Genomic DNA, 24,156 nt, shown 5'->3' with positions numbered 1-24,156 from the left:
TTCCGCGTTCGGCAGCGCGGGGCGGGCCGTCTTTGTGACGCTTCGATAGTGGAGATACCCGGCGGCGACAGAGGCGTCGAGCTGCGCATCCACGGGGTGTCCGGTGCGTCGGCGGAGACGATCGTCGACCATCCGATAGTGGTACGCGTGGCTGGCGACGGGCACGCCGGGTTCTACCGGGTCCGGGAAGGGCTCGGCTCGGCCGGCGGCGCGACTGCCGGGGTGGTGGTGGAGGCGTACCGGTGGGGAACCCTGACCGCCGGGGTGGCGGTGCGCACGGCGTCGATGCTGGTGCTGCTGCCGTTCATGCTGAGCAACCTGGCGGTGTGGATGCGTTCCACGCCGGTGGACCGCTGCGGCCTGCTCGGCGGGCTGTGCCGCCTGCTGGCCGGATCGCTGACCGTGGCGTTCACGCTGGCGCTGGTCGGGGTCACCATGAACCTGACCGGCTGGCAGTGCGTCCCGTACGCCGAGTGCCGGGAGGGGAGACCGTACCTGTCATGGCTGGTGGCGTTGCCGATCGGCCCGCGCCTGGCCGTGCTGGCACTGGTCCCGTTGCTGGCGCTGCGGGTGTTCTGGGCCGTCGGGAAGCGGTCGGCCGCCGCTTTCGAGGGCTTCGGATCGGCCCCGCCGCGCGGGCGGTTCCTGGAGTCCACCGGGAGTCTCGCCGCCCCCGGGGTCTGGCACGACGAGCAGATGACCTCGTGGCTGCGCCAGATCCACGTGGGTCTCGGCACCGGCACCGTCGGCGTCAGCCTCGTCGTCGCGGTGTCGCACGGCCGGTGGGGCGCCGTCGCCGTCGGGCTGCTCGGCCTCACCGCCGGGCTCGTGGTCCTCTGCGCCGTGCTGCTGACAGTGACGGTCCCCGCCGGGCGGGCCGGGCCGTTGCGCCGCGCGGTCTGGACCCTGGTCGCGGTCGCCACCGTGTCGAGCCTGGGGTACGCCGTGTCCCGGCGGGAGGTTCCCGTGCCGGCCGGGCAGATGCCCGGCTACGAGGGCGCCGTCGCCGGCCTGGTCGCGGCGCAGGGGCTGATGCTGGTCCTGATCGCCGCGGTGACGCTCGTGCGCCGGCGCGCCCGGCCGGCCGGTTCCCGCGCCCTGCTCCGCGGGCTCGGCACACCGCTGGTCGCCGCCATGTCGGTCACCGTCGCCTCGGCCTACACGGCCACGCTCGTGTTCCGGACGGCGGACCAGCTCGACCGGGGCCGCATCCCCGACCCGATCCGGAACAACCCACCCGCCCTGGGACCGCTGGAACCCCCCGTCGGGTACTGGTGGGCGGCGCTGGCCGGGCTCGCCGCTCTGCTGGTCGTCAGCGCGGCGATCGCCGTCACCCTGCCGGTGGCCCGGCGCCGGCGGCGGGCGTACGCGCGACGCGTGGTCGAGCACGACTATCCCGACGCGCCCGCCGAGGCGACACCACGACTCGACGCGGTCCGCTCGACGATCGCCCGGTCCTTCGTGACCGACGAACTCGGGCCGACGTTCGTGGCGTTCTTCGTGATCTCGTCGGTCGGGCTCGCCACCGTCGCGCTCGACCTGATCGGGATCGGCCCGACCCAGCTCGTCGCCCGCCTCGGCCGCCGGCACGACACGCTCGCCGTGCTGACCGCGTACGTGACGGACGTCGGCATCTGGGCCATCAGTCTGCTCGTCATCGGGCTGCTGATCCTGGGCTACCGGGCGTACCGGTCGCCGGAGACCCGCCGGCTCGTCGGCGTCCTGTGGGACCTGGGCACGTTCTGGCCGCGTACGGTGCACCCGTTCGCGCCGCCGTGCTACGCCGCCCGCGCCGTACCGGAGCTGGCCCGGCGGGTCTCCGCGCTCGCCGCGCAGGGACCGGTGGTGATCTCCGGACACAGCCACGGCTCCGTCCTGGCCGCCGCCACCGTCCTGCAACTGCCGCCGGAGGCCCTGCCCCACGTCGCGTTGCTGACCCACGGCAGTCCACTGAACCGCATCTACGCCCGCCTCTACCCCGCCTATCTCGGTGAGGAGGCGCTGCGCGACGTCGGCGACCGGATCGGCTGGCGCTGGCGCAACCTGTGGCGCGACACCGATCCGATCGGCGGCCCGATCTTCGCCGACCCGGGTCTGCGGGCCCACCTGCCCCCGGCCGCCGAGGCGGTCGACGTCCGGCTGCGGGATCCGCGCAGCGTCGTCGTGGAGGCGCCGGACACCGTGCCGCCACCCGTCGAACGCCACTGGCACTACCACACCGAGCCGGAGTACCGGGAGGCCGTGCGGGAACTCGTCGACGACATCCGGGCCGGTGCCCCCGGCTGAGGCCGCCCCGCGTACCGCCGCCGCGCCACCGCGACGACCGGCGGCCGCCCGGCGCTCACAGCAGCCGGCGGCGGGTCAGGAGCCGGAAGGCCAGATACCCCGGCGGTACCGGGAGCCAGAACGTCGCGAGACGGTAGATCAGGGTGCCCGCGACGGCGGCGTCCAGTGGCACTCCGTAGAGCAGCAGCCCGGAGACGAGCGCGGCCTCGGTGGCGCCGAGCCCGCCGGGGGTGGGCGCGGCGGACGAGACGCCCTCGCCGACGAGGCAGACCAGGATCACCGGGGGCAGGTGCGCGAGGGGGAGCGGGCCGGTGGCGAGAAGCGCGAGGTAGAGACAGAGGCCGTAGGTGAGGGTGAGCGCCGTGGACGCGACGACGAGCCACCACAGGCCGTGCTGACGGGTCAGGGCGCGCAGGGCGGTGACGACCTGGCCGGCCGCGTCGCGTCCGCGCCGCCGGAGCCGTGGCGCGGCGAGGACGGCCGCCAGGACGAGCAGCACAGCCAGGGCGCCCAGCAGCAGCGGTATCGCCCTGGTCGCGTCATGGGTGAGGATGCGGGCGGGCCGGCGGGCGAACGGCAGCAGCACCGGCAGGAGCAGCACGACCGACACCGCACCGGCGGCGCGGGAGACACCGACGGCAGTGGCCGCGTCGGCGGTGGTGAGTTCCCTCTGGTGCAGGTACCGCAGGCTGAGCGCGGCGCCGCCGAGGCTGCCGGGAGCCAGCCGGTTGGCGAACGACGCGGCCACCTGCACCAGGGTGGCCTCGCCCAGCGGGATCCGCTTGGCCGCGGCGAGCCGGAGCACGACGCCGCTGAGCAGGTAGGTCAGAGCTGAGCCGAGCAGCGCCGCGGCGACCGCGAGCGGATCGGCGTGCAGGATCAGACGCGCCGCGGTGCGTATCTCGCCGAGCTGCGGGAGCAGCAGGTGCACGATCAGCCCCAGGATCAGCAGCTCCAGGACGGTGCGGCGGTTGAACCGGACCACCTTCGCCGCCGGGCGGTCGCGGTCGGGACAGCGCCGCACGATCTCCTGACGGAGGCTGTCGAGCATGCCGGGACGGCCGCGCAGGGCGCTGCGGCCGGCGCGGGACAGCACCGCGGGTTGCAGGAACGGCACACTGTCCGCGACCGCCGCGGCGCCCAGACGGTCGACCGCGGCGGCGACCACAGCGGCGGGGTCCACCCGCGTGGACAGCGCGACCATCAGCTCGACGACGTCACGGGCCCGCTGGTCGGCCGGGGCGTCGTCGGCGGCGAAGCCCAGGTCCACCAGGTAGACGTGGTCCCGGCCGACGAGCACGTTCGCGGCGCGCAGGTCGCGGTGTGCGATGCCGGCCCGGTGCAGGCGACCCACCTGGTCCCACGCGTCGCGCACGGCGGCGGGCGGGACCGGTCCGACGACGGCGTGCAGCGGGGCGGCGTCGATGAACTCCTGCACCAGGACGGCGTCCCCGCCGGACATCGCGGCGGTCGTGACGACCGCCGGGATCCGCACGCCCCCGCGCTCGGCCAGCAGGGTCATGCAGGTTTCGTGTTCGCTCTGCTGGCGGGCGCTCAGATACGGGGGCGCGTCGGCCACGTGCCGGTACCGCGCCCGGCGGTAGAGCTTGTAGGCCCAGTCCGCGTCGCGTTGCTCGCCGCCGGTCACCTTGACGAACAACTGCCGCCCGCCGGTGGTGACCGCCCGCCACGGCTGCGAACCCCGGGCGTCACCGTGGATCGGCGTCAGCCCTGCCACGTCGATCCCGCGTCGCCGCAGCGCCGCCCGCAGGGCGGGCACCGACCGCTGCGGCCCGACCTCGCCGACCACGAGCCGCGTCACGCAGACCGCGAGCCAGCCGACGAGGAACCCGCCGACCACGTCGACCGGCAGGTGCGCCCCGACGTGGATCCGGGCCCCGGCCACCAGGGCGATCGCCACCCAGGCCGCCCGGCGCCACCGGGTGCCCCCGGCCCGCGCCGCGACGAGCGCCAGGGCGGTGGCGACCGCGACGTGTCCCGAGGGGTATCCGTACCGCCCGGTGATCGTCTCCCGCAGGACCACATCGGTGAGCAACGCCGCCGGCCGCTGCCGGGCGACCGCGGCCTTGGCGGCGACCGCGAGCCAGTACGCCAGGTTCCCGGCCAGCAGCAGGCTCCACGCCGTGCCGATCCGGCGGGCCAGGACGGCCGCGGTGGCGGCGACGAACACCGCCGGGTAGGAGCCGAGCTGCATGACCAGGACCAGGACCGGAGTCGGCCCGGCGGGAAGGTGGTTGAGGAGGGCGAACAGGTCCCGTTCCCAGGGCGGCACCCGGCGGCTCCGGACGGCCGCGCTCAGCGCTGCCAGCAGACCGGTCGAGGTGGCCAGGCTGACCAGCAGGGCGGGCGACGGGCGATGCGTACGCGCTGCCACCGGTCCTCGGCCGCCCCTCAGTCGGCGCAGATGCCTGCTGTCGATCCGAACCCTACGGATCGCCGACCCGGCGGATGCTCCGGTTCGCCACCGGTCAACCCGTTGGGGGCGACGATCAGCTGGTGGTGGACAAGGCGGTGGAGACGCTCGTCGGGCTGCCGCCGGTACGGCCCGGGTGTGCTCGCCCACGCTCCACGGGTGCTGCGCCGGCGCCTCGACATCGCGCGGGCCCGCCGATGAACTGTGGCGTCAGCCGCGACCACGTACCAGGGGCAGGAACACCTCGTCCACGATCTCGACCAGCACCTCGTCGGGGACGGACGGGACGCCGCGCATCGCGTACTCGGCGCGCAGCAGCATCATCGGTACCGTCGCCACCCGGTGACGGACGGCCGCCGCAGGCGCCTCGCCCCGGGCCGCGGCCCGTTCCAGCATCCCGGTCCACGCACGGTCCATGGTGTCGGCGCCGGATCGTTCGCGCATGAGCGTGAGCAGCTCCGGATCGTCGGCCGCGGCGGCGAGCAGGCCGCGCAGGACGGCCCCGTGCGGCGACGACCACGTCTCGTTTGCGAGCCGGAGCATCTCGAGCGCGTCGCCTCGCAGCGTGCCCGTGTCCGGATTCGGCATGGCCGCGTCGGACAGGTGGTGGTACGCCGCGACGCCCAGCGCCGCCCGGTGCGGCCACCGGCGGTAGATGGCGTTCTTGTTGGTTCCGGCGCGGGCGGCCACCCGGTCCATCGTCATCCCCGCGTATCCGGACTCGCGTAGCTCCTCCGCCGCGGCCCGCAGGATCGCCTGTTCCAGTTCCTCGCCCCGTCGCCTCCTGCTCATGCCTTGCAGGGTACGCGCCGTACCTTATAGGGTACGCGTCGTACCCTAAGAGTGGAGTTCTCGATGCGCGTCTTCGGCATGAACTACGACACCGGCTTCGTCAGCGCCGGATCCACCACCCACGAGCCGTTCGACCCCGACATCGTGCGCAGCGACCTGCGTGTCATCCGCGACGAGCTGCGCTGCGACGCGGTCCGCGTCACCGGCGGCGTGCAGGACCGGCTGGAGCTGACCGCGCGGCTGGCGGCCGAGGCGGGGTTCGAGGTGTGGTACTGCCCGTTCACCAACGGCCTGGACCGCGACGGCCTCATGGCGTTCCTGCTCGACGGCGCCGAGCGGGCCGAGCGGCTACGGCGTGACGGCGCCCCGGTCGTCTACCTCACCGGTTCCGAGATCTCCCTGTTCACCGACGGTTTCCTGCCCGGCCGTGACCTGACCGAGCGCATGGCGGTGTTCACCGACCCGATGCGGATGCGGGAGGCGGTCCCCGCCGCGCGGGCGGCGGTGCGCGACTTCCTCGCGGAAGCGGTGCCCGCGGTGCGGGAGCGCTTCGGCGGCCCCGTCGGGTACGCCTCGATCCCGCTCGAGGACGTCGACTGGACGGCCTTCGACATCATCGCCAGCGACGCCGGCTACCGTGACGCGACCAACTCCGCGGTGTTCCCGCAGTCCCTGGCGGCGGCCGTGGGGCAGGGCAAGCCGTACGCGGCGACCGAGTTCGGCTGCTGCACGTTCCGCGGCGCGGCCGACGTCGCGGGCGCGACGGAGCCCGTGGCCTACGACGAGCACGGCCGTGCGGCGAAGCTCACCGCGGAGCTGGAGCGCGACGAGGAGGGCCAGGCACGCTACCTCGTCGACCTGCTGCGCGACTACGAGGCCGGCGGGGCGGAGGCGGCGTTCGTGTACACGTTCGCGAACCGGCACCTGCCGACCACCGGCGACCCCGAGCACGACTACGACCTGGCGTCACGGGGGATCGTGCGCGTGCTGCCGGACGGCTCGTGGACGCCCAAGGCCGCCTTTCACGCCCTGGCCGAATACGGCCGTGTCCGTGCGCTGAGCCGGCCCGAATTCGGTGGTGACGATCGCGGCGGACGGGCAAGGTAGGACTGCACGCCGGCGGCGAGCGTCGCCACCACGACTGTCACCAGGAGAGACAATGCGAGCAGCTTCCACGCTTCGGACCCTTGCCCGTCCTACCGTGGAGCTCCGCCTTGGCCCTGTTGAACCTCGGAATCGTCGCGCATGTTGACGCCGGAAAGACCAGCCTGACCGAACGCCTGCTCTACGAGGCGGGCGCGGTGGCCGAGCCGGGCAGCGTCGACGCCGGCACGACCCGGACCGACTCGATGGAGCTGGAACGCCGCCGCGGCATCACCATCCGGGCGGCCGTCACCTCGATCACCATCGGCGACCTCAGCATCAACCTGCTGGACACCCCCGGCCACCCCGACTTCATCGCGGAGGTCGAGCGGTCGCTGGCCGTCCTCGACGCTGCAGTGCTCGTGGTGTCGAGCGTGGAGGGCGTCCAGCCGCAGACAGTCGCCATCTGGCGGGCGCTGCGCCGCATCGGCGTACCGACTGTGTTCTTCTTCAACAAGGTGGACCGTGGCGGCGCCGACGTGGACCGGGCGACGGCCCAGGTGCGGCAGCGGCTCGGGGCGCGGCCGGTCCTGCTCACCACTGTCACCGGCCAGGGCAGCCGCGAGGCCCTGGTGCATGCCGTGGACCTCGACGCCGAACCCGTGGTGGCGGAGGTGGCCGAGGTCGACGACGCGGTGGCGGCACGCTGGCTGACCGACCGGCCGGTACGTGTCCGCGACGTCCGCCGGGCGCTCCGCCGCGCGGTACGAGGCGCCGAGCTGGTCCCGGCGGTGTGCGGCTCGGCCATCACCGGCGCCGGGGTACGCCGGCTGTGCGACGTCCTGGCCGACCTGCTCCCGTACGGCGAGGCGCGGGACGGTCCGCCGGCGGGCACCGTCTTCGCCGTCGACCGGGACGGGCACGGCCGGCGCGTCTGGCTGCGGTTGTGGTCCGGGCGTCTGCGGGTGCGGGACCGGGTGCAGCTCGCCGGCGGTCGTCCGGAGCCGGTCACCGAGATCGCCGTCATCGAGCCCGCCGGCGTGCTGGTGCGCCGGTCGGTCTCCGCCGGGCAGATCGCGGCGGTACGCGGGGTGTCGGCCCGGATCGGCCAGCACATCGGCGACCCGCCACGGCGGCACGGCTACCGGTTCCCGCCACCGACCCGGCAGGCGGTCGTCGAGCCGGTCGACCCGGCGCAGCGCCTGGCGATGTTCGCCGGCCTGGCCGAGCTGGCCGACGAGGACCCGCTCGTGGACCTGCGCCTCGACGAGCAGCAGGCGGAAGCGGTGATCCGCCTGCACGGCGAGGTCCAGAAGGAGGTCCTCGCCACCCTGATGGAGGACCGGTACGGCGTCCGGGTGCGGTTCTCCGGCACGCTCGCCGCCTGCATCGAACGGGTCGCCGGCACCGGCGCCGCCGAGGAGCGGTTGCGCGAGCGCGGCAACCCGTACCTGGCCGGGCTGGGGTTGCGCATCGACGCCGCACCGGCCGGGCACGGCATCGAGTTCCGTCCCGGGATCGAGCCGGGCCGACTGCCGCCGGCCTTCGTCGCCGCCACCGAGGAGGGCGTGCGGGCCGCGCTGCGGCAGGGCCGGCACGGCTGGCCCGTCACCGACTGCACTGTCACCATGACGGCGTCCCGGTACTGGCCCCGGCAGAGCCGGCCGCACCAGAAGTTCGACAAGTCGATCTCGACGGTGGCGGCGGACTTCCGCAACCTCGCCCCGGTCGTGGTCGCCGCCGCGCTGCGGCAGGCCGGTACGCGGGTGTGCCAGCCGATCGAGCGGTTCGACGTCAACCTGCCCCGGCACGCGGTCGAGACGGTGCTGGCGCTGCTCGGCCGGCTCGGCGCGGTCGTCCACGACACCGCAGTCGCTGGCGGCTACCTGGAGGTGAGCGGCACCCTGCCGTCCGCCCGGGTGCCGCGGGTCGTCGCCGCCCTGCCCGACCTCACCGGCGGCGAGGCGGTGCTGACCACCACCTTCGACCACTACGCTCCGGTCACCGGCGAGGAACCCCCGACATTGCCCCGGCGCGGACCGGACCCGGACGACCGGGAGGCGTGGTTCCGGGCCGTACCGAGGTAGGCCGCGCCGGGCGGCGACGGGAGCGTTGCGGCGATAGGATCACCGGCGCCCGCCGCCGCCCGTACCCGTTGGAGCCCCGCTGTCAGCGCAGCCGGTCACCCACCTCGCCCGGCGTGTCCGCCGGGTGCTGACCGCGGTGTGTCTGCTCGTCGTTGCCGGGTTGCCCGCAGGGTCGTCGGGCGCCGGCGCCGCCGGCGCGGGAACGCTGCGGGTGCTCCAGATGAACCTCTGCAACAGCGGCCGGGCCGGCTGCTACACCGGCCGGGCCGTCTCGCAGGCCGCCGACGTCATCGCCGCGGAACTGCCCGACGTGGTCACGCTCAACGAGGTCTGCCGCGACGACGTGGTGACGCTGGGGCGTACGCTGCGGGCCGTCCGTGCCGGTGGCACGACGGTGTCCGCGTTCCAGGCCGCCGGTGACCGCCCCTCCGGCGGTCCCACCCGGTGCAACAACGGCGAGCCGTACGGGATCGGGCTGCTGGCCCGCCTCGACGCCCGCGACGTGCGGCCGTCGGTGCACCGGGGGACCTATCCGGCGCAGGACCTCGCCGACCCCGAGGAGCGGGTCTGGCTCTGCGTCCGGGCCGGCGGGCTGCACGCGTGCACCACGCACCTGGCGAACACCAGCGGCCAGGTGGCGCTGGCCCAGTGCGGGCAGTTGCTCGGCACCGTCGTGCCGGGCGTCCGGGGCGACGCCGTCGGCGCGCCGACCGTCCTCGCGGGTGACCTCAACCTGCGGGCCGGAGGCATGCCGGACGTGCGGTCGTGCGTGCCGGTGGGCTACCGGCGGATCGACGACGGCGGCCGCCAGCAGATCCTGGCGTCGAGCGGCGTGACGATCTGCTGCCGCCGGTCGGTGGACATGCGCGGGGCGACCGACCATCCGGCGCTGCTGGCGACCATGATCCGCTCGTGGCCGGTGCCGCCACCGGGACGGTACTGACGAGGTCTCCGGACACGCGTCGGAATTGGTCCGCCGTCCGTGCAACTTCCCGGGCGGGCGTAGCCGTTCTACCTCCGTCACGAGGAGGCAGTCGATTGAAAGCCGAAGACGAGCAAGCGTTCCGCGAGTTCGTGACGTCACAGATGGCGTCCCTGCGCAAGCTGGCGTACATGACCTGCGGCGACTGGCACGCCGCGGAGGACGCCGTGGCAAACGCGCTGGTCAAGCTCTATCCACGCTGGCGGAAGCTGGAGCGGCCCGATCTCTACGTCAAGACCATGGTCTACCGGGCCGCGATCGACGAGACCCGCCGGCCCTGGCGGCGCGAGCGGTCGGCCGGCGACGCCATGCCGGACGCCGCGGTGCGGGACACGGCGGCGGTGACTGACGAGCGGATGCGCCTGCGGGCGGCGCTCGAAGCCGTCCCGGCGGGACAGCGGGCCGCCGTGGTGCTGCGGCACTACCTGGACCTGAGCCTGGAGGACACGGCCGCCGTGCTCGACTGCACGGTCGGCACTGTCAAGAATCGTTAGAAGCTATGGTCGATGTTGCCGACACGAACGTCGATCTAGGGGGACGGTTCTGATGGTACGGCGTAAGGCCCGGTCGGGGAATCGGGGCCGGTTCGACAGCAAGGACGCGTTGTTGGCCGGTGGCGGTGATGTGCGGGCGTTGCGGTATCAGCGCGCCAGTCAGGACAAGAAGGAGCAGGGCAAGAGCGTCCACGACCAGGGAGTGCTCAACCTGGCGGAGATCACGAAGCGGTCCTGGACGGACGCGGGGTCGTTCACCGACAACCACCGCTCGGCCAGCCGCCGCGCCACCAAGGAGCGAGAGCAGTTCGAGTTGCTGATCGAGCAGATCCGCGCGGGCAAGGGCGACGTGCTGGTGGTCTGGGAGATCTCCCGCAAGGAACGTGACCTCGCGGTGTTCGTGAAGATCCGGGACATGTGCCACGAGGTCGGTCTCAACTTTTGGCTGGTCGGCGGGGTGCTGTACGACCTGCGGGACAAGAACGACCGGATGATGCTCGGCTTCCAGGCGGTGCAGGCCGAGTGGATGGCCGACTCGATCCGCGACAACGTGCTGCGCGGCATCGTCGGCGCCGCCGAAGCCGGACGCCCGCACGGGAAGATCACCTACGGGTACCGGCGGATCTACGACCAACGCACGAAGGCGTTGCTGCGCCAGGAGCCGGACACCGAGATCCGCACTGCGGTCGCTGCGGACGGGGCCGTCACTGAGTACTCGCATGCTCAGGTGGTGCGGGACAACTTCCGCAAGGTCTCCGAAGGTATGCCCCTCACCGTTCGTGAGGCCGAGCTCAACCGCCTCGGCATTCCTGCCTCGCAGGGCGGGATCTGGCGGCGGGGCATTCTGCGCAAGCAGTTGATGAATCCCGCCTACATCGGCAAGCGGGTGCTGCGTGGGGAGATCGTGGGCGACGGGATCTGGCCGGCTCTGGTTGAGGAGGAGACGTACTGGTCGGTGGTACGGATGCTGGGCGATCCGTCCCGCACGACCACGCGGCCCGCCCGCGCGGTGCATCTGCTGTCGTACTTGGTGCGCTGCGGGGTGTGTGACGGGCCGTTGTCGTCGCAGCGGGTGAACCGGCACGGCTGGACCGGGCAGGTGTACTCCTGCCTGCACAAGCGGTGCGCCGCGGTGAAGGCCGAGTTTCTCGACGAGTACGTGCAGCGCACGGTGGTGGCGTGGCTGTCCCGCCCCGACGTCTACGACATCCTCACCGCCGCCAGCGCCACCGACGAGGAGGTCGCCCACGCCCGCGCCGAGGCGCAACGACTGCGGGGCGAGTTGGAGGACTGGCGGAAGTTGGGTGAGGAGGGCGAGGTCACCGCGATCGCCTACGCCCGCGCCGAAAAGGGTCTGCTCGCGCAGATCGCCGAGCACGAGCAACGCGCCGCCGACGCCGGGATCCCCGCCGTGCTGCGCGGACGCATCGGGGACCAGGCGGTGCAGGCGTGGCAGGACCTCGGCGACGACATCCCCGTCAAGCGCGAGATCATCCGCCTCGTCGCCGACATCAAACTCCTACGCGCCGGGTTCAAGGGCGAACGCCGCACCTTCGGCCGTCACCGCCTGGCCTGGAGGTGGAAGTTCGGCCCGCAGGACCAGCAGTCGGCCTGAACTCGGCGGGGCTCAGCTAGGAGCTGCAGAGGGCGACTTGATCTGCGGGAAGAGTTGAGCGTCGATGGTGTCCGCCGCCCGCCCCCTTGGGCGGGCGGCGTGACCCGTTGACGGAAGGTGTTCGGCTGTGCCACGCGAACGACTCAGCACCCAGGCCGTGCTGCCCGACGACGTCACCGATCCGCTGCTGTGGCGGCTCGCCTTCGACGTCACCGCCGCACACCAACCCGACGAGCGCGGCGACTGCCGCAACCTGCAGTGCCACGGGCAGCGCGGCATGTGCGCCGCCGCTCGCGCCGCCCGCCGCGCGATGACCGCGGCGCGCGCACCGCGAGCGACCGCGCCGCACCCGCTACCTCCTCGGGGCCGCGCCACAGTGGCCGACCCATCCAAGCGCAGTTTCGCCGGCTGGTTCACCTCACGCTCACGGATCGAGGCGACACGCCCCACCAGCCGTCCGGAGGCGCTGCCGCGCTGGTCGGATCCGAGGCGCGCGGTGGCGTGACAGGCCCCGGCCTCCGTTGACGGACAAACGCCGACCCGGCACATTCGGTGGGGCATCTTTGGCGAGATCCGGCCAGCGTGACCAGGTCATCAGTAGGCTCCCGCTTGTGAACGACCTGCGGGTGTCCGACCGTGACCGGGAAGCCGTCATGGCCCGGCTCGGCGCCGCTACCGGTGAGGGACGATTGACCCTCGCCGAGTTCGGTGATCGATCAAGGCAGGCCTATGCCGCGAAGACCTACGGCGAGCTGGAGGCTTTGGTCGCGGACCTGCCGCCGCCGCAGCGCGAGCGCCGCAGTCCGGTCGTCGACTACACAGGTCCGGTCCTGTCGCTCTTGGGGCTGGCCGCAGGCGTGATCTGGATGCCGCTGTTCCCGCACTTCGATTTCGGCGCCCTCCCCGGAGCCGCCGGCGTCGTGTTCGGCCTGTTCGCGATACGCGCAAGCGCTCACCCTCTCTGCCGTGCGGTGGCAGTCCTGGGACTGGCGGGCGGCGCAGTTGGCACCGCTCTGCAAGTCGCCTGGATCGCCTTCCACGTGCTGATGTACGCCAGGCATTCGGTGTTGTAGTACCTGGCAGGCTGTGCCACCAGCATGGCCAGCGGGCGATGACAGCAGGGACCAGCCGAGGCCAGCCGCCACGCCGGTGGGCACTTGGAGATCGGCCAGTCTGACAGTGGGTGCGGGCGAATCAGCCGGAGGGCTTCGGCGAGCTCGCGGCCGGTGTGGTGCCGACCCGCAGGTTATGTGCGGCAGTTGAGCGCGATGCGACACCGCCCTGGTGGGTGGCTTCCTCGCCGACCTGAGCTCCCAGCGCGGCGTCACCACGCCGGTGCTGCTCACCGTCACCCGCTCCTAGCAACCCAAAGCCGCCACAGCCGGCCAGACGCTGAGGTGAGGCCCGGCGAGCGCCGCTAACCCCACCAGCCAGGCCACATTCGGAGGCTCGCGTCTCAGCATGTGGACCGCTCGGGGAAATCTTTTGCCAACGTGGAGTGGACGTGCCGGCACAACGACGGACGCAGGCGGACTCGATAGCACTTAGCCGGACCGTTGGCAAGACTCGGTGGCGATCCGTTGCCAATCGGGGGTTGACTCCATCAGATTCCCGGGGCGTAATGGAGACACGTTCCCGCAGCGCCGGCCGGCGCGGTCGGCCACACATGCAGCGGGCAGGCACCCCACGGATGGGGTGCCTGCCGTTGTTCGTGCCGACACCGCGAAGGGACGTGCAGAGATGGGAGGCCCCCGCATGAAGGACCGTTCGTCGGCGAGTTGAGCCGCCGCACCACCTGAGCGCTGCTGTGGCGCTGCCGGTGGTGAGTCTTGATCCTCTGTGGCTCGGCTAGGCCGTCCGCCCTGTGTCCGCCCGTGTTGATCACAGCCCGCTGTGCGGGTTGTGGCGACGCCTGCTGCCCTGCTGCCTGCCCCTGCGCGGGGTTTGGCCTGTTTATTGACTCGACCATAGTGACGTTTGTCGTCCCCTGCATCTGCGAGGGTTCCGCCCAGCCGGGCGTCACCCGGCGGGGTCGCGCCTGCCCGGACACGGACCGGAAGCCGGGCAGGCGCGGCCCGGGACGGACCTTAACCACCTGAAGTCAAACCCTTTCAACCACTTCCTTGGAGCAGAACGTGACCTCAACCAACAACCACACGGAGGCGGCTGCCATCGCGGCCCGCCTCCGGAAGACGACGCTGAACGCGGCCGTGCACGCGCGGCTTGAAGCCAGGTGGTGGGCCGTTGGCGACACCTGACCGGCGAACCGCCCGCTCACCTGCCCGGGTGGACGCGCGGCGGGAGCGTTGGGAGGACCGCGCCCAGGTGGCGATCATGTTGTTGATCGGCGGGGCGGCCGGCGCGGCGTCGTTCACGCACGTGCACGACGTCGCCGCCGGGCACGGGCAGCCGGGCTGGCTGGCCTGGGCCGACGCGGTCGTCCTCGAATTGATGTCGATCGCCGCCGGTCTGGAGTTGCGGCGTAAGCGGCGCCTGGGTAAGAGCGTCGTCTTCCCCGCTGCGGTGCTGGTGGTGGCGGTGTCGCTGTCGCTGGCCGCGCAGGTGGTGGAGGCGGAAGCGTCGGTGATCGGCTGGATCGCCGCCGCCCTACCGGCCCTCGGGTTCCTGGCGATGGTGAAGATCGCCCTCGGCCGCACCGAAGCCCATCCGCCCAACCAGACCGCTCACGCCGAACGGACGAAGCCCGGACCGCCGCCCGCTGTCGACGCGTCGGTCCCGGACCCCAGAGCACCGGTACCCGTCACCGCCACCGCGGTCCCGGACTCGCCGACGGCGGTCCCCGCCGTCACGGACCAACCTCCGGCGGTCCCGGACCGCCCGGACCACCCGGACCGCGAGGCGTCGACTGACGAGGGCGGTCCGGAGGTCGCCGCGCTGGTCCCGGCCGCCCGGACCGCCGCCCGCACCCTCACCGCCGAAGGGACCCCGCTGTCCCGCAAGGCCCTCGCCCGACAGCTCCGCGCCGACGGACACCAACTGTCCAACGCCACCGCCTCCACCCTCGTGCGCGTCCTACGCGCCGAAACCACCCCGCCCGCACCGGATCTGTCACACCGGGAGGCCGCGTGACAGAGCCTCAACCCGTACGCCCGTCAGACCTGGCCGCCGCTGTCAGAGCACCGCGCGCCTGCTTAGCAAGCCCGCGACCTGACACGACCTGTCAGCGCACCCCCGCCGGCCGTCCGCCACCTCGCAGCGGTCGGTGTGCCCCGCACACTCAACCCACATCTCCCACCCTTGGAGCACCAACGATGATGTCGCAGTACAGCGATCACCAACGTCGACCGTCCCGCCACTCGCGAGACCCACACGCACTCTCACCGCATCCTCATCCCGGACCCGGTGTGCCCGGCGGTGTAGGAGTCAGCGTCGATCTCCGTTCTACCGTCCGTCTTGATCCTGACCCCCAACCTGACCCCCCACAGCCGCTCACAGCCCAGGTCAACCCCGCTGTCAGCAGTCTGGGACCGCTCCAGACAGACCCTCCAGTCTCGGGTCTCCCCCCAGGGGCTGCCCGTGGGTAAACACCTACCGACCGCGGATCCGCTGCTGCGCCTGCAGGCCAGTATCACCGCCCGCGACGACCGGCTCCTCGGTTGGCTCTACGACCACGGCGTGCTCACCACCGACCAGATCGCCGCCGCCCTGTTCCCGTCCCTGGATTTCACCCAACGCCGCCTGCGCCGCCTCACCCTGCTGCGGGCGGTGGACCGGTTCCGGCCCAACAAAGCTGACGGCGGCTCCTACCCCTACCACTACGTCCTGGATCAGCTCGGCTACGACCACGTCCACGCCCAACGCGGACTCCCACGAGGCCGCCGGGACCAGGCCCGCCGCCGCAAACAGTCGCTGACCTCCCGGCCGGACCTGCCGCACCTGCTCGGCGGCAACCAGGTCTTCATCGACCTCGCCGCCCACGCCCGCACCCACCCCGAGGGCGACCTGGTCCGCTGGCAGCCCGCCTCGGCCTACCACGAACCCGGCACCCTGTACCGCGAAGGCGGCGACCCGCAGATCATCATCGCGGGAGCGACCGGCTTCCCCCGCCCGGACGGCGCCGGGGTGTGGACCGAGGACGGACGGTCCGTGCCGTTCTTCCTCGAGTACGACACCAGCGGTGAGAACCTGCAGGTCCTCATCGACAAGGTCATCAAGTACGAGCGGCTGTACACGATGAGCACCTGGGCATGGCCGGTGCTGTTCCACCTCCCCTCCGCACGCCGGGAGGCGAACCTGCACCACCGGATCGCCGGCATCGGCCTGGAAACCGTCGTCGCCACCACCACCGCCGAACTACGCGCCGCACTCGCCGCCAGCCCCGCACACCAGGTCTGGCAAATGCCCGGCCGTACCGGCCGTCACCGTCTCATCGACCTGCCCTACACCGACACCCGCCACGACACCGAGTTCCCCACCCACAACGTCCCCGACCAGGAAGACCGGGCCGCCTGATGCGGGCGGGCGGCGCACACGGCGCGTCCGGGCGGCCCACTCGCCCACACGCCGCCGAACCCGCCCCTGCCCGCCCCAACCCCGGGCAGCCGTCACCGCCCGCCCTGTGGCCCGCACCGAGGCGACCAGGCCGGGCTGCGCGTCGGGCGGCAGCGGCACGGCTGTTCCCGGAAGCTGTCAACGTCTGTCACCGGACGCTGTTCGGCGACATACCCCGCGACCGCCCAGCCACTCACACCAGCGGCGCGCCGTTGTGAGTCGCTGTGAGTGGCGCACGTCTTCACCTCCACGGCCACCGGAGTTACAGTCCGCGGCCCTTTACCGACGCCGACCGCGCCGCCGCCTCTGCACGGCGCGGTCCGGCGATCGATCTTCAGCGAGTTCCTACCACTGAGTGGCGCACGTCTTCACTTCCGCAGCCACCAGAGCTACAGTCCGCACCCCCCTTGACCGTCACCGATCCGCCCCCGTCCACAGACGACGCGACCCGGCGGCCGATCTTCAGCAAGTTCCCACGACCGAGAAGGAGTGCCGATGGCCAGACACCACGACCTCACACCCCGAGCCGTCCTGGGAGGGACATGGCCACACGCCGTGACCAGCAATCACGCGCGAACACACCACACCCGTCGCCGCCGACCCCGCCCACGCGGACAGCCGACGGCGAGGCCACGACCACACACCCCGACACCAGCGCTCCACGCTTGCCGGGAACGCTGTCGATGGCCCACTACCTGACCGACCCCGAAACCGAGACCGAGATCCAAGCCCTCGCCGCCGAAGCCGGCCTACCCGACATCGACCAAGCCGCCAGGCTCGCCCGCCTCCTACGCCTGCACCACCAGCCCGCTGCCCCACCCCACGCTGCGTGACGTACGCCCGCCCAGACAGGGCGGGCGTAGGCGCTGGTACGGGGGAGCTGGCGTGCGCGAGCCCTGTCTCCGGTCGTTTGGGCGATGTCAGGGGACGGGGGTCCAGTGCCAGGGCCGGGGCCCCTGTTCGCCGCGGATGCACGCCAGCCGGTACCGCGCTTGCGAGTTCAGACGGGGTTGCTGGGTGGCCATCTGCGCGGCGAACGTGACCTTGCGCAGCTCCCGCGCATCGCGCAGGACGGCGTAGCCCTCCCATTCGGTGACGTCGTAACCGTAGCGTGTGCAGAATCGCGCCCACTCTGTCGCTGTCATGGATCCGAACGTGAAGTGGTCAACTGCAATGGATGCGAGATCCCACTCGGGATGTCCGTAGGCGAAGCGCTCTAGATCGATCACGACTGGGCCGGTGGTGGTGGTGACGATGTTGCCGCCCCAGGCGTCGCCGTGCACGGCTGCCTTTGGAAGGCCGGCGGGCAGGTTTTCGTACTGCTCGGTTAGGCGCTGAAGGTGCTTTAGTAGCCACTCCCGCTCTTCGGCGTTGAACACCGTGGTCTCGGTGATGCGTTCCTTGAGCCGCACGAACGGCGCCAGCGCGGGCAGGGCGAGGTCTGGTGGGGGTTGGAGGTCGTGGATTTGCCGGAGGATGTCGGCCACCTGGTCAATAGTTCCCTCGTGGTGTTCGGGCAACTCCTGCCAGAACGTCACGGCCCGGCCGTCGACCTGTACTGGCTGGGCAACGCCGGGCACGACCCGGACGACAGGGATGCCAGCCTGTTGCAGCCAACGAGAGACCCGTACCTCCTTGGCTGCTGCGCCTGTTTGTCCGGGTCGTGTAACGCGGGCGACGACAGCGCCGGCAAGGCGGTACAGGACGTTCTCCCCTGCCCGGATTAGCTCAGCGCCGGTGGCGTCGAGCCCGGCCTCCTGGCAGGCTCGGGTGAGCACTGCCATGACGTCGGTCATGCAACCGCCCTGACCGTCGATTGGAGTTGGGTGCGCAGCGCGTCAACCTCTGGGATGCCCGTATGGGTTCCGGCCAGGCGATGCAGCTCGCGAAGGTCGTCTGCGGCGCGGAGAGAGCGAACGGTGCCAGCATCATTGAGCGCGAGCTGACCGATGTGCGCGGCCTCGCGAGGATCACCTTGGACCATGGTGAGAGATGCAAGTTTGGTGCGGGAGATCGCTCTGGAACGTGCGAACTCTGGCTGGTGATGCTCAACCGAGTACTGGAACCGGCTGCCGGCCTCGGTTGGAAGCTTGGTGTTCATGGCAACGTCGTACAGCGCGTGAGCGGTGTCGCCGTGGTGCTGGGCCTCGTCGTAGAAGCGCATCCAGGGCGGGTCGTCGGCTGGCTGCGAGTGAGCGAACGCCTCGTCCGCCGCTCCTACTGCCGCCAGGGCCTCCTGGGCGCGAGCCGGACCGAGCTTGGCCAGCGCGCGAGCGCGGACGGTATGAAGCATGGCGCGTTCTGTTGCCGTGAGCCGTTCGGCTCGCACGAGCCCCATCTCGACGTAGGTGAGGCCGTCGTCGGGCTGCCCACACCAGACGGCCTGGCGAGCCATGTAGGACAGCAGCAGGGCCCGTTGGTGCCAGTTCCCGCCGATCTCCGCGCACTGCAGCGCGAAGGCGAACCTCCTGCGCGCGGCGTCGTGTTCGTAGGCGTCGAAGAGCATGAACGCGACTACGCCGGCCAGTTGCGCCATGGCGGTGTGCAAGTCGGTTTGGAGCTTCGGCGGGCACGAGCGTTGGAGGAGCTGGGCGAGCCGACGCAGCTTGTCGTCGGCGATTTCGCGGGCGAGGGCGCCACCGTGGCTGTTGTCCCAGTGCTCGAAGATGTCCGCCGCTTCGACGACCTGATTGATGTGTTCGCGGCCGATGCGTTGCGGTAGTTCGTGTGATGGCCCGGTTCCTAGCAGCGTCATCGCGGGAGAGCTGACGACGCCGGCTCCCACCAACACTCCCAGCATGCCGAGCATGTCTCGTCGGTCCACGTTATCGACGTTAGCCGAGCTGCGAGCACGCGGGTTATAGAAGCCGAGCTCCTCGTCGCTCTGGGTGCCGAGGGCGGCTCGCAGCGCGGCACGGTACTCAGCCTTGGGCCAATGGATCAGTCCGTCTTCGAGCTTGCCCAGATAGTTGGCGTTGAAGGCGCTGCGGCTGCGCCGGTGCGGGTCCGGATACAGCACCTCGTTGACCAGAGCTACCAACTCGGACCGCGACATCAGCTCTCCGGGGCGCCGTGGAGAGGGCAGGCGCTCGCGCGCCGAGCGGAGTAGCTGGTTCGTCACGATGCGGCCCCGGGTCAGCGTCAGGCTGCTTTGAACCGCGCAGCCCTTGAACATTTCACTTGCCGTATTTGGGACAGCATTGCACCGTCAGTCACTCTTCTCAAGCCCCGTGTGAAGTCGATCCTGATCGTTCTCTCTGCCCTCCTGACGAGACAGTTGGGCCGGCCCTGGTGAGGCCGGCCCAACTGAAGGAAGGAGCTTCGGGAGTGGAGATCAGCGAAGGCCGAGCTCGCCTTCGCGCAGGCCGTCGAGGAAGGCGCGCCACCCGGCCGCGGAGAAGACAAGCGTTCCACCGGTGCGATCCTTGGTGTCCCGAACGCCAACAGTGACCCGATCGTGTGCCACCTCGACGCAGTTTCCGCCGCCGCTGCTCTTGGTGGACTTCCGCCAGTTGGTGAAGGTCGGTTCGGTCACGCTGCTCTTCCTGTCACGTCGTAATCTTGTCGGCGGTTTCCAGCAGGAGCCGCACACTCTGCTCGGGTCGGAGTGCGGCCTCGCTCAACCGCTCGTACAGGTCAAGGTAGTGGTTCACGGCCTCAGGGTTGGTCAGCACCAGGTCGTCGGTGACGGTGTCGACCGCGACGACGACCGGGTCCTGCGGGTCCGGGTAGGTGTAGATCGAGAACCCCGACCGCGGCACCATGTGGCCGCTGATCCGACCGTCAACGGGCAGGACCCGCACACTGATCTTGCTAGCCGTATTGGCCTGATGGGCGATGTGCACCAGCTGATCGCGAAGCACGGGAGCGGCAGCAGCAGGCCGGCGGACCGCCAGCTCATCGATGACAACCTCGTAGGTAGGGCCGTCCGGGCGATGAAGCACTCGTTGCCGTCCGATACGCGCCTCGACCGCACGTTCGGGATCGAAATGCGCCGACCAGTCGGCCTTGTCAACGCCCGCTCGCGCCCGCGTGAACTCTCCGGTCTGCAGCAGTCCAGGTAGCAGTGTCATGTGGTACTCGCGGATAGCGGATGCGCCTGCCTCAAGGTTCGCATACAGCGCCTGGCGGGCTCCCATCTCACTGGCCGCCGACTCCCACCATCCTCGCTCGCTGGCCTGCCGGGCGATGGTCAGCAGCGTTGTCCATTCCTCCCCGGTGACCTTGAGCTGCTCCAGAATCTTCATCACGTCGTTCGGGTTGGGCCTCATGCGGCCGTTCTCCAGCCGCGAGACGGTCGTCCTCGGGAGGCCCGCCGCGCGTGCCAGCGCCTCGGACGACATCCGCCGGTCCTGACGTAGCGCAACCAGCTCGGCCGCCAGCCGCAGCCGCCGGACGTACGTACTGATCACCAGCACCTCCGACCGACGCCCTGAGTGAACTGTGCAATGACGCGGACGTCGCCGGCCCGAGCGTACATCTGAACGGTTCGTGCCCGTAACCCTCTGCGACCGGGACGACGAGGGATGCGACGAGGATCCCTCCCTCCCCAACCATCCCCATCCCTCCCCAGCCGAACGTCTTCCCTCGACATCAGCCGGTAGGCGACCGTGGTCGGCAAGTCACGGATGCCACCAGGGCGATGACAGACCGTGACGCGAAGGCTGGCAACTGAGCATTCGGGCGTGTCATGACGAGGCGGGTCGACCCGTTGGGCGACGACAACCTCCGAAGGCCTATGTCCCCTTTTGGAAAGGCTTGCGTGATGTATGAGCAGGATGAGCTGGCCCGCTACGGCTATCGACAGGAGCTGGCCCGGAAGCTGCGATTCAGGGACCTGATCGCGTACGGGCTGGTGTACATGGTGCCGATCGCGCCGATGGCGATCTTCGGCAGCGTCTACGCCGGCTCCGGCGGCATGGTGGCCCTGGCCTACGCCATCGGTGTCGTGGCCCTCGTATTCACCGCGTTCTCGTACGCGCAGATGGTCCGAGCGTTCCCCATGTCCGGCAGCGTCTACAACTACGCCGGCCGCGGCATCAGCCCACCCGTCGGCTTCCTCGCCGGCTGGGTGATCCTCCTCGACTACGTGCTCGTGCCGGGGTTGCTGTATCTGGTGGCATCGGTGGCGATGCACGCGACCGTGCCCGCCGTGCCGGTGTGGCTGTGGCTGTTGGGCTTCGTCGCGGTCAACACCGTCGTCAACTCGGTCGGGATCCGGATGACCGCGGTGGTCACCCGAGTCATGCTGGTCGGCGAGCTGACCGTCCTGGCGATCTTCATCGCCGTCGCAGGTTGGGCGATCACCTCGGGGAAGGGCCGGTTCAGCTGGGATGCCTTCTACAACCCGGACACCTTCACCTGGTCGGTCGTCGCCGGCGCGGTGTCGATCGCCGTGCTCAGCTTCCTGGGCTTCGACGGGATCAGCATGCTGGCCGAGGAGGCCAAGGGCGGCGCCCGGCAGATCGGCCGGGCGATGGCGGCGGTCCTGATGCTGGCGGGGGTGTTGTTCATTGCGCAGACGTGGCTGGCCGCGATGCTCGTCCCCAACCCGTCCGGGCTGCTGGCCGACGGCGACGCGACCGGCACCGCCTTCTACGACGCCGCCCAAGCCGCCGGCGGGAGCTGGCTGGCAACCCTGTGCGCGGTGGCGACGGCGGTGGCGTGGGGGTTGCCGAACTCGATGGTCGCCCAGGTCGCCACGTCCCGGCTGTTGTACGCGATGGCCCGCGACCGGCAGCTGCCCGCGTTTCTGGCGAAGGTGTCGATCCGCCGGAACGTGCCGATCAACGCGACCCTGCTCACCGGCGCCGTGTCCCTTGCTCTGGGCCTGTACATGGCCACCCGGGCGGACGGGATCACCCTGTTGTCGTCGCTGATCAACTTCGGGGCGATGGTCGCCTTCCTGGTCCTGCACGTCTCCGTGGTCGTGCACCACCTCATCCGCCGACGCACCGGCAACTGGTGGGCGCATCTGGTAATGCCTGCGGTCGGGTTCGCGATCCTCGCCTACGTGGTGGTGAATGCGAACATCGCCGCCCAGCGCCTCGGCTTGGCCTGGCTCGCCCTCGGCGTGATCGTCCTGGCCGGCCTGTACCTGTCGGGTCGCCGGCCAGTCCTGTCCGGGCTGGCGCCTGTGCAGCCGCAGCAGCGTGACGTGGAGCGGGTGTGAGGACCATGGAGAAGATTTCCTACCGGCCGGCGCGGGACGAGTTGGCCTACACCTTCGGCGGGCGAATGCCGGTAGCGCACCTGCGCTCCGGAGACCTCCTCGAAGTGGCCACGGAGGACTGCTTCGGCGGGCTCGTGCGCGGGCCGGCGGATCTGCCGTCGCAGGTGTGCCGCATGCCGTATCTCAACCCCGTGTCGGGGCCGTTCTTCGTCGAGGACGCCGAGCCCGGCGACACCCTCGCCATCCACCTCGCCTCGATCACCCCGGCCCGGGACTGGGGTGTGTCCTCGACGTTCCCGCACTTCGGGGCCCTCACGTCGACCTCGCACACGGCCACGCTGCAGCCGCCGCTTGAGGAGCGGGTGTGGGTGTACGGCATCGACCGGCAGGCGGGCAGTGTGCGGTTCCAGGCCACGGAGAGCGACCACGCCGTGGATCTTCCGTTGGATCCGATGATCGGCACGATCGGGGTCGCCCCCGGCGGGTTCGAGGCCCGCTCCACGATCGTCCCGGACGCCCACGGCGGGAACCTCGACACCCCGCAACTTCGCCCCGGGACCACGCTCTATCTCGGGGTGAATGTGCACGGGGCGATGCTCGCGCTCGGCGACGGCCACGCCCGCCAGGGCGAGGGCGAGGCCTGCGGCGTGGGTGTCGAGATCGCCACCACCACAACCCTCGCCGTCGAGGTGATCAAGGGTGTGCCGACGGTGTGGCCGCGCCTGGAAACCGACGCGACGATCATGTCGATCGGCTGCGCCCGCCCATTGGAGGACGCCTACCGGATCGCCCACCACGACATGGTCGGCTGGGTCGGGTCTCTAACCGGCCTGGAGGCGCTGGACGCCTACCAGCTCGTCTCCCAGGCAGGACGGGCGCCGATCGGCAACGTCTGCGACCCCAACTACACCACCCTCGCCGCAGTCGAGAAGACTTTCCTTCCCGCGCCCGAACCCGCCTACGGCGGGGTGCACGCCCGGTTGCGGCAGCTTGCCGTCGGGCTGCGGTGAAGAGGGCGGGACTGATGGCAATCCCGCGCTTGCCGCTGCGCGACGAGTTGTTCCTGCTCGGCCACAACGACGACACCGGCCACCCGCACATCCACCGCCAGGCGCTGGCGCTGGGGCTGGCCGGCGCGGTCCTGATCGAACTATTCCTCGCCGGGCGGATCGCCCTCGACCCGACCGACGACCGCCCGGCCGGCGAGCGGTGGCTGCGCCTGTACAGCGATCAGCCGGTCGGTGACCTGATCGCCGACACCGCCCTCGCCGCCATCCGCCGCGGGCGCACCGCCCCACCGGTGAAGGTCTTCCTGCGGGGCTTCGCCGACGACCTGTACGAGCGCACCCGCGCCGGTCTCGTCGCCGCCGGCATCCTCCGGCAGGTCACTCGCCGCCGCCTCGGTGGCCTCGCCCGCACCGACACCTACCTCCCGACGGACACCAAATGGCCTGTTGTCGCCCGGGCCCGGCTGCGATACCTCGCCGCCGGTCGGGAGCAACCCGACAACCACACCGCCGCCCTCGCCGGACTTGTCGCCACCCTCGGCCTGGCCACCCATCTCTACCTCGACGACGACACCGCCACCCTCATCGAACGGCTGAAGGCGATCGCTGAGCAGCATCATCGGTCGGTGTGGGACATCACCGCCGCCGTCGACGCCGCGGTCGGTGACCTCGCCACCGCCGCCTACCGGTGA

19 protein-coding genes are annotated in these 24,156 nt (G+C 71.2%); 13 read left to right on the top strand and 6 right to left on the bottom strand.

Annotation, left to right across the window (positions count from 1 at the left end):
* Positions 1-48: 48 nt before the first annotated feature.
* Positions 49-2,286, top strand: a complete 2,238-nt coding sequence (locus tag FHX31_RS17560; protein ID WP_486481690.1) for a hypothetical protein — start codon at positions 49-51, stop codon at positions 2,284-2,286.
* 55 nt (positions 2,287-2,341) lie between these two features.
* Here FHX31_RS17560 and FHX31_RS17555 read toward each other — a convergent pair whose 3' ends face one another.
* Both FHX31_RS17555 and FHX31_RS17550 read right to left on the bottom strand, forming a co-directional pair.
* Positions 2,342-4,681, bottom strand: coding sequence for a lysylphosphatidylglycerol synthase domain-containing protein (locus FHX31_RS17555; RefSeq protein WP_184976804.1), 2,340 nt, complete (start codon positions 4,679-4,681; stop codon positions 2,342-2,344).
* A gap of 249 nt (positions 4,682-4,930) precedes the next feature.
* Positions 4,931-5,512 carry a TetR/AcrR family transcriptional regulator gene (locus FHX31_RS17550; protein ID WP_184976803.1) on the bottom strand — a complete coding sequence of 194 codons (582 nt, stop codon included), beginning with the start codon at positions 5,510-5,512 and terminating at the stop codon, positions 4,931-4,933.
* A 51-nt stretch (positions 5,513-5,563) separates the two neighbouring features.
* Here FHX31_RS17550 and FHX31_RS17545 point away from each other — a divergent pair, with 51 nt between their 5' ends.
* The 9 genes from FHX31_RS17545 to FHX31_RS17505 all read left to right on the top strand — a co-directional run bounded on the left by FHX31_RS17545 (position 5,564) and on the right by FHX31_RS17505 (position 16,246).
* The gene (locus tag FHX31_RS17545; RefSeq protein WP_316250330.1) at positions 5,564-6,619 is read left to right on the top strand and encodes a glycoside hydrolase family 113 protein; all 1,056 of its coding nucleotides are present in this window, start codon (positions 5,564-5,566) and stop codon (positions 6,617-6,619) included.
* Positions 6,620-6,726: 107 nt separating this feature from the next.
* The gene (locus FHX31_RS17540) at positions 6,727-8,682 is read left to right on the top strand and encodes an elongation factor G (protein ID WP_184976802.1); all 1,956 of its coding nucleotides are present in this window, start codon (positions 6,727-6,729) and stop codon (positions 8,680-8,682) included.
* Positions 8,683-8,806: 124 nt separating this feature from the next.
* The gene (locus FHX31_RS17535) at positions 8,807-9,625 is read left to right on the top strand and encodes an endonuclease/exonuclease/phosphatase family protein (protein ID WP_184976801.1); all 819 of its coding nucleotides are present in this window, start codon (positions 8,807-8,809) and stop codon (positions 9,623-9,625) included.
* Positions 9,626-9,720: 95 nt separating this feature from the next.
* Positions 9,721-10,158, top strand: coding sequence for a SigE family RNA polymerase sigma factor (locus tag FHX31_RS17530; protein WP_184976800.1), 438 nt, complete (start codon positions 9,721-9,723; stop codon positions 10,156-10,158).
* Positions 10,159-10,210: 52 nt separating this feature from the next.
* Positions 10,211-11,773, top strand: coding sequence for a recombinase family protein (locus FHX31_RS17525; RefSeq protein ID WP_184976799.1), 1,563 nt, complete (start codon positions 10,211-10,213; stop codon positions 11,771-11,773).
* Between the two features lie 127 nt (positions 11,774-11,900).
* Positions 11,901-12,278, top strand: a complete 378-nt coding sequence (locus tag FHX31_RS17520; RefSeq protein ID WP_184976798.1) for a hypothetical protein — start codon at positions 11,901-11,903, stop codon at positions 12,276-12,278.
* 106 nt (positions 12,279-12,384) lie between these two features.
* A complete protein-coding gene (locus FHX31_RS17515; protein ID WP_486481689.1) occupies positions 12,385-12,846 on the top strand; it encodes a DUF1707 SHOCT-like domain-containing protein in 462 nt (153 codons plus the stop codon).
* Positions 12,847-14,017: 1,171 nt separating this feature from the next.
* Complete coding sequence (locus tag FHX31_RS17510) at positions 14,018-14,863, top strand: DUF2637 domain-containing protein (protein ID WP_184976797.1); 846 nt, start codon at positions 14,018-14,020, stop codon at positions 14,861-14,863.
* 447 nt (positions 14,864-15,310) lie between these two features.
* A complete protein-coding gene (locus FHX31_RS17505) occupies positions 15,311-16,246 on the top strand; it encodes a replication-relaxation family protein (protein WP_184976796.1) in 936 nt (311 codons plus the stop codon).
* Positions 16,247-17,205: 959 nt separating this feature from the next.
* Here FHX31_RS17505 and FHX31_RS17500 read toward each other — a convergent pair.
* The 4 genes from FHX31_RS17500 to FHX31_RS17485 form a co-directional block, all read right to left on the bottom strand.
* On the bottom strand, positions 17,206-18,081 hold the full coding sequence (locus FHX31_RS17500; RefSeq protein ID WP_184976795.1) for an aminoglycoside phosphotransferase family protein: 876 nt from the start codon (positions 18,079-18,081) through the stop codon (positions 17,206-17,208).
* Positions 18,078-19,460 (bottom strand): NsdA family TPR-like regulatory protein, encoded by a 1,383-nt coding sequence (locus FHX31_RS17495; protein WP_486481688.1) that lies wholly within the window; start codon positions 19,458-19,460, stop codon positions 18,078-18,080. Before FHX31_RS17495 ends, FHX31_RS17500 begins: the two co-directional genes overlap by 4 nt.
* A 159-nt stretch (positions 19,461-19,619) precedes the next feature.
* Positions 19,620-19,820, bottom strand: coding sequence for a DUF397 domain-containing protein (locus tag FHX31_RS17490; RefSeq protein WP_184976794.1), 201 nt, complete (start codon positions 19,818-19,820; stop codon positions 19,620-19,622).
* Positions 19,821-19,833: 13 nt separating this feature from the next.
* On the bottom strand, positions 19,834-20,697 hold the full coding sequence (locus FHX31_RS17485) for a Scr1 family TA system antitoxin-like transcriptional regulator (RefSeq protein ID WP_184976793.1): 864 nt from the start codon (positions 20,695-20,697) through the stop codon (positions 19,834-19,836).
* 353 nt (positions 20,698-21,050) lie between these two features.
* Here FHX31_RS17485 and FHX31_RS17480 point away from each other — a divergent pair, with 353 nt between their 5' ends.
* The 3 genes from FHX31_RS17480 to FHX31_RS17470 are packed head-to-tail and all read left to right on the top strand — an operon-like array spanning position 21,051 to position 24,156.
* The gene (locus tag FHX31_RS17480; RefSeq protein ID WP_184976792.1) at positions 21,051-22,457 is read left to right on the top strand and encodes an APC family permease; all 1,407 of its coding nucleotides are present in this window, start codon (positions 21,051-21,053) and stop codon (positions 22,455-22,457) included.
* A 5-nt stretch (positions 22,458-22,462) separates the two neighbouring features.
* Positions 22,463-23,467, top strand: coding sequence for an acetamidase/formamidase family protein (locus tag FHX31_RS17475; RefSeq protein WP_221488093.1), 1,005 nt, complete (start codon positions 22,463-22,465; stop codon positions 23,465-23,467).
* A gap of 14 nt (positions 23,468-23,481) precedes the next feature.
* The gene (locus FHX31_RS17470; protein WP_486481687.1) at positions 23,482-24,156 is read left to right on the top strand and encodes a GOLPH3/VPS74 family protein; all 675 of its coding nucleotides are present in this window, start codon (positions 23,482-23,484) and stop codon (positions 24,154-24,156) included.

The sequence above is a fragment of the Micromonospora sp. CNZ286 genome (assembly GCF_014207755.1).
Note: the sequence above shows the minus strand (reverse complement) of the source record. Positions and strands in the feature narration are given on the sequence as shown.

Coding starts and splice junctions, on each gene's coding strand:
- FHX31_RS17550 (WP_184976803.1), bottom strand. CDS start 5,512: ATGAGCAGGAGGCGACGGGGCGAGGAACTGGAACAGGCGATCCTGCGG.
- FHX31_RS17525 (WP_184976799.1), top strand. CDS start 10,211: ATGGTACGGCGTAAGGCCCGGTCGGGGAATCGGGGCCGGTTCGACAGC.
- FHX31_RS17500 (WP_184976795.1), bottom strand. CDS start 18,081: ATGACCGACGTCATGGCAGTGCTCACCCGAGCCTGCCAGGAGGCCGGG.
- FHX31_RS17495 (WP_486481688.1), bottom strand. CDS start 19,460: ATGTTCAAGGGCTGCGCGGTTCAAAGCAGCCTGACGCTGACCCGGGGC.
- FHX31_RS17480 (WP_184976792.1), top strand. CDS start 21,051: ATGTATGAGCAGGATGAGCTGGCCCGCTACGGCTATCGACAGGAGCTG.
- FHX31_RS17475 (WP_221488093.1), top strand. CDS start 22,463: ATGGAGAAGATTTCCTACCGGCCGGCGCGGGACGAGTTGGCCTACACC.
- FHX31_RS17470 (WP_486481687.1), top strand. CDS start 23,482: ATGGCAATCCCGCGCTTGCCGCTGCGCGACGAGTTGTTCCTGCTCGGC.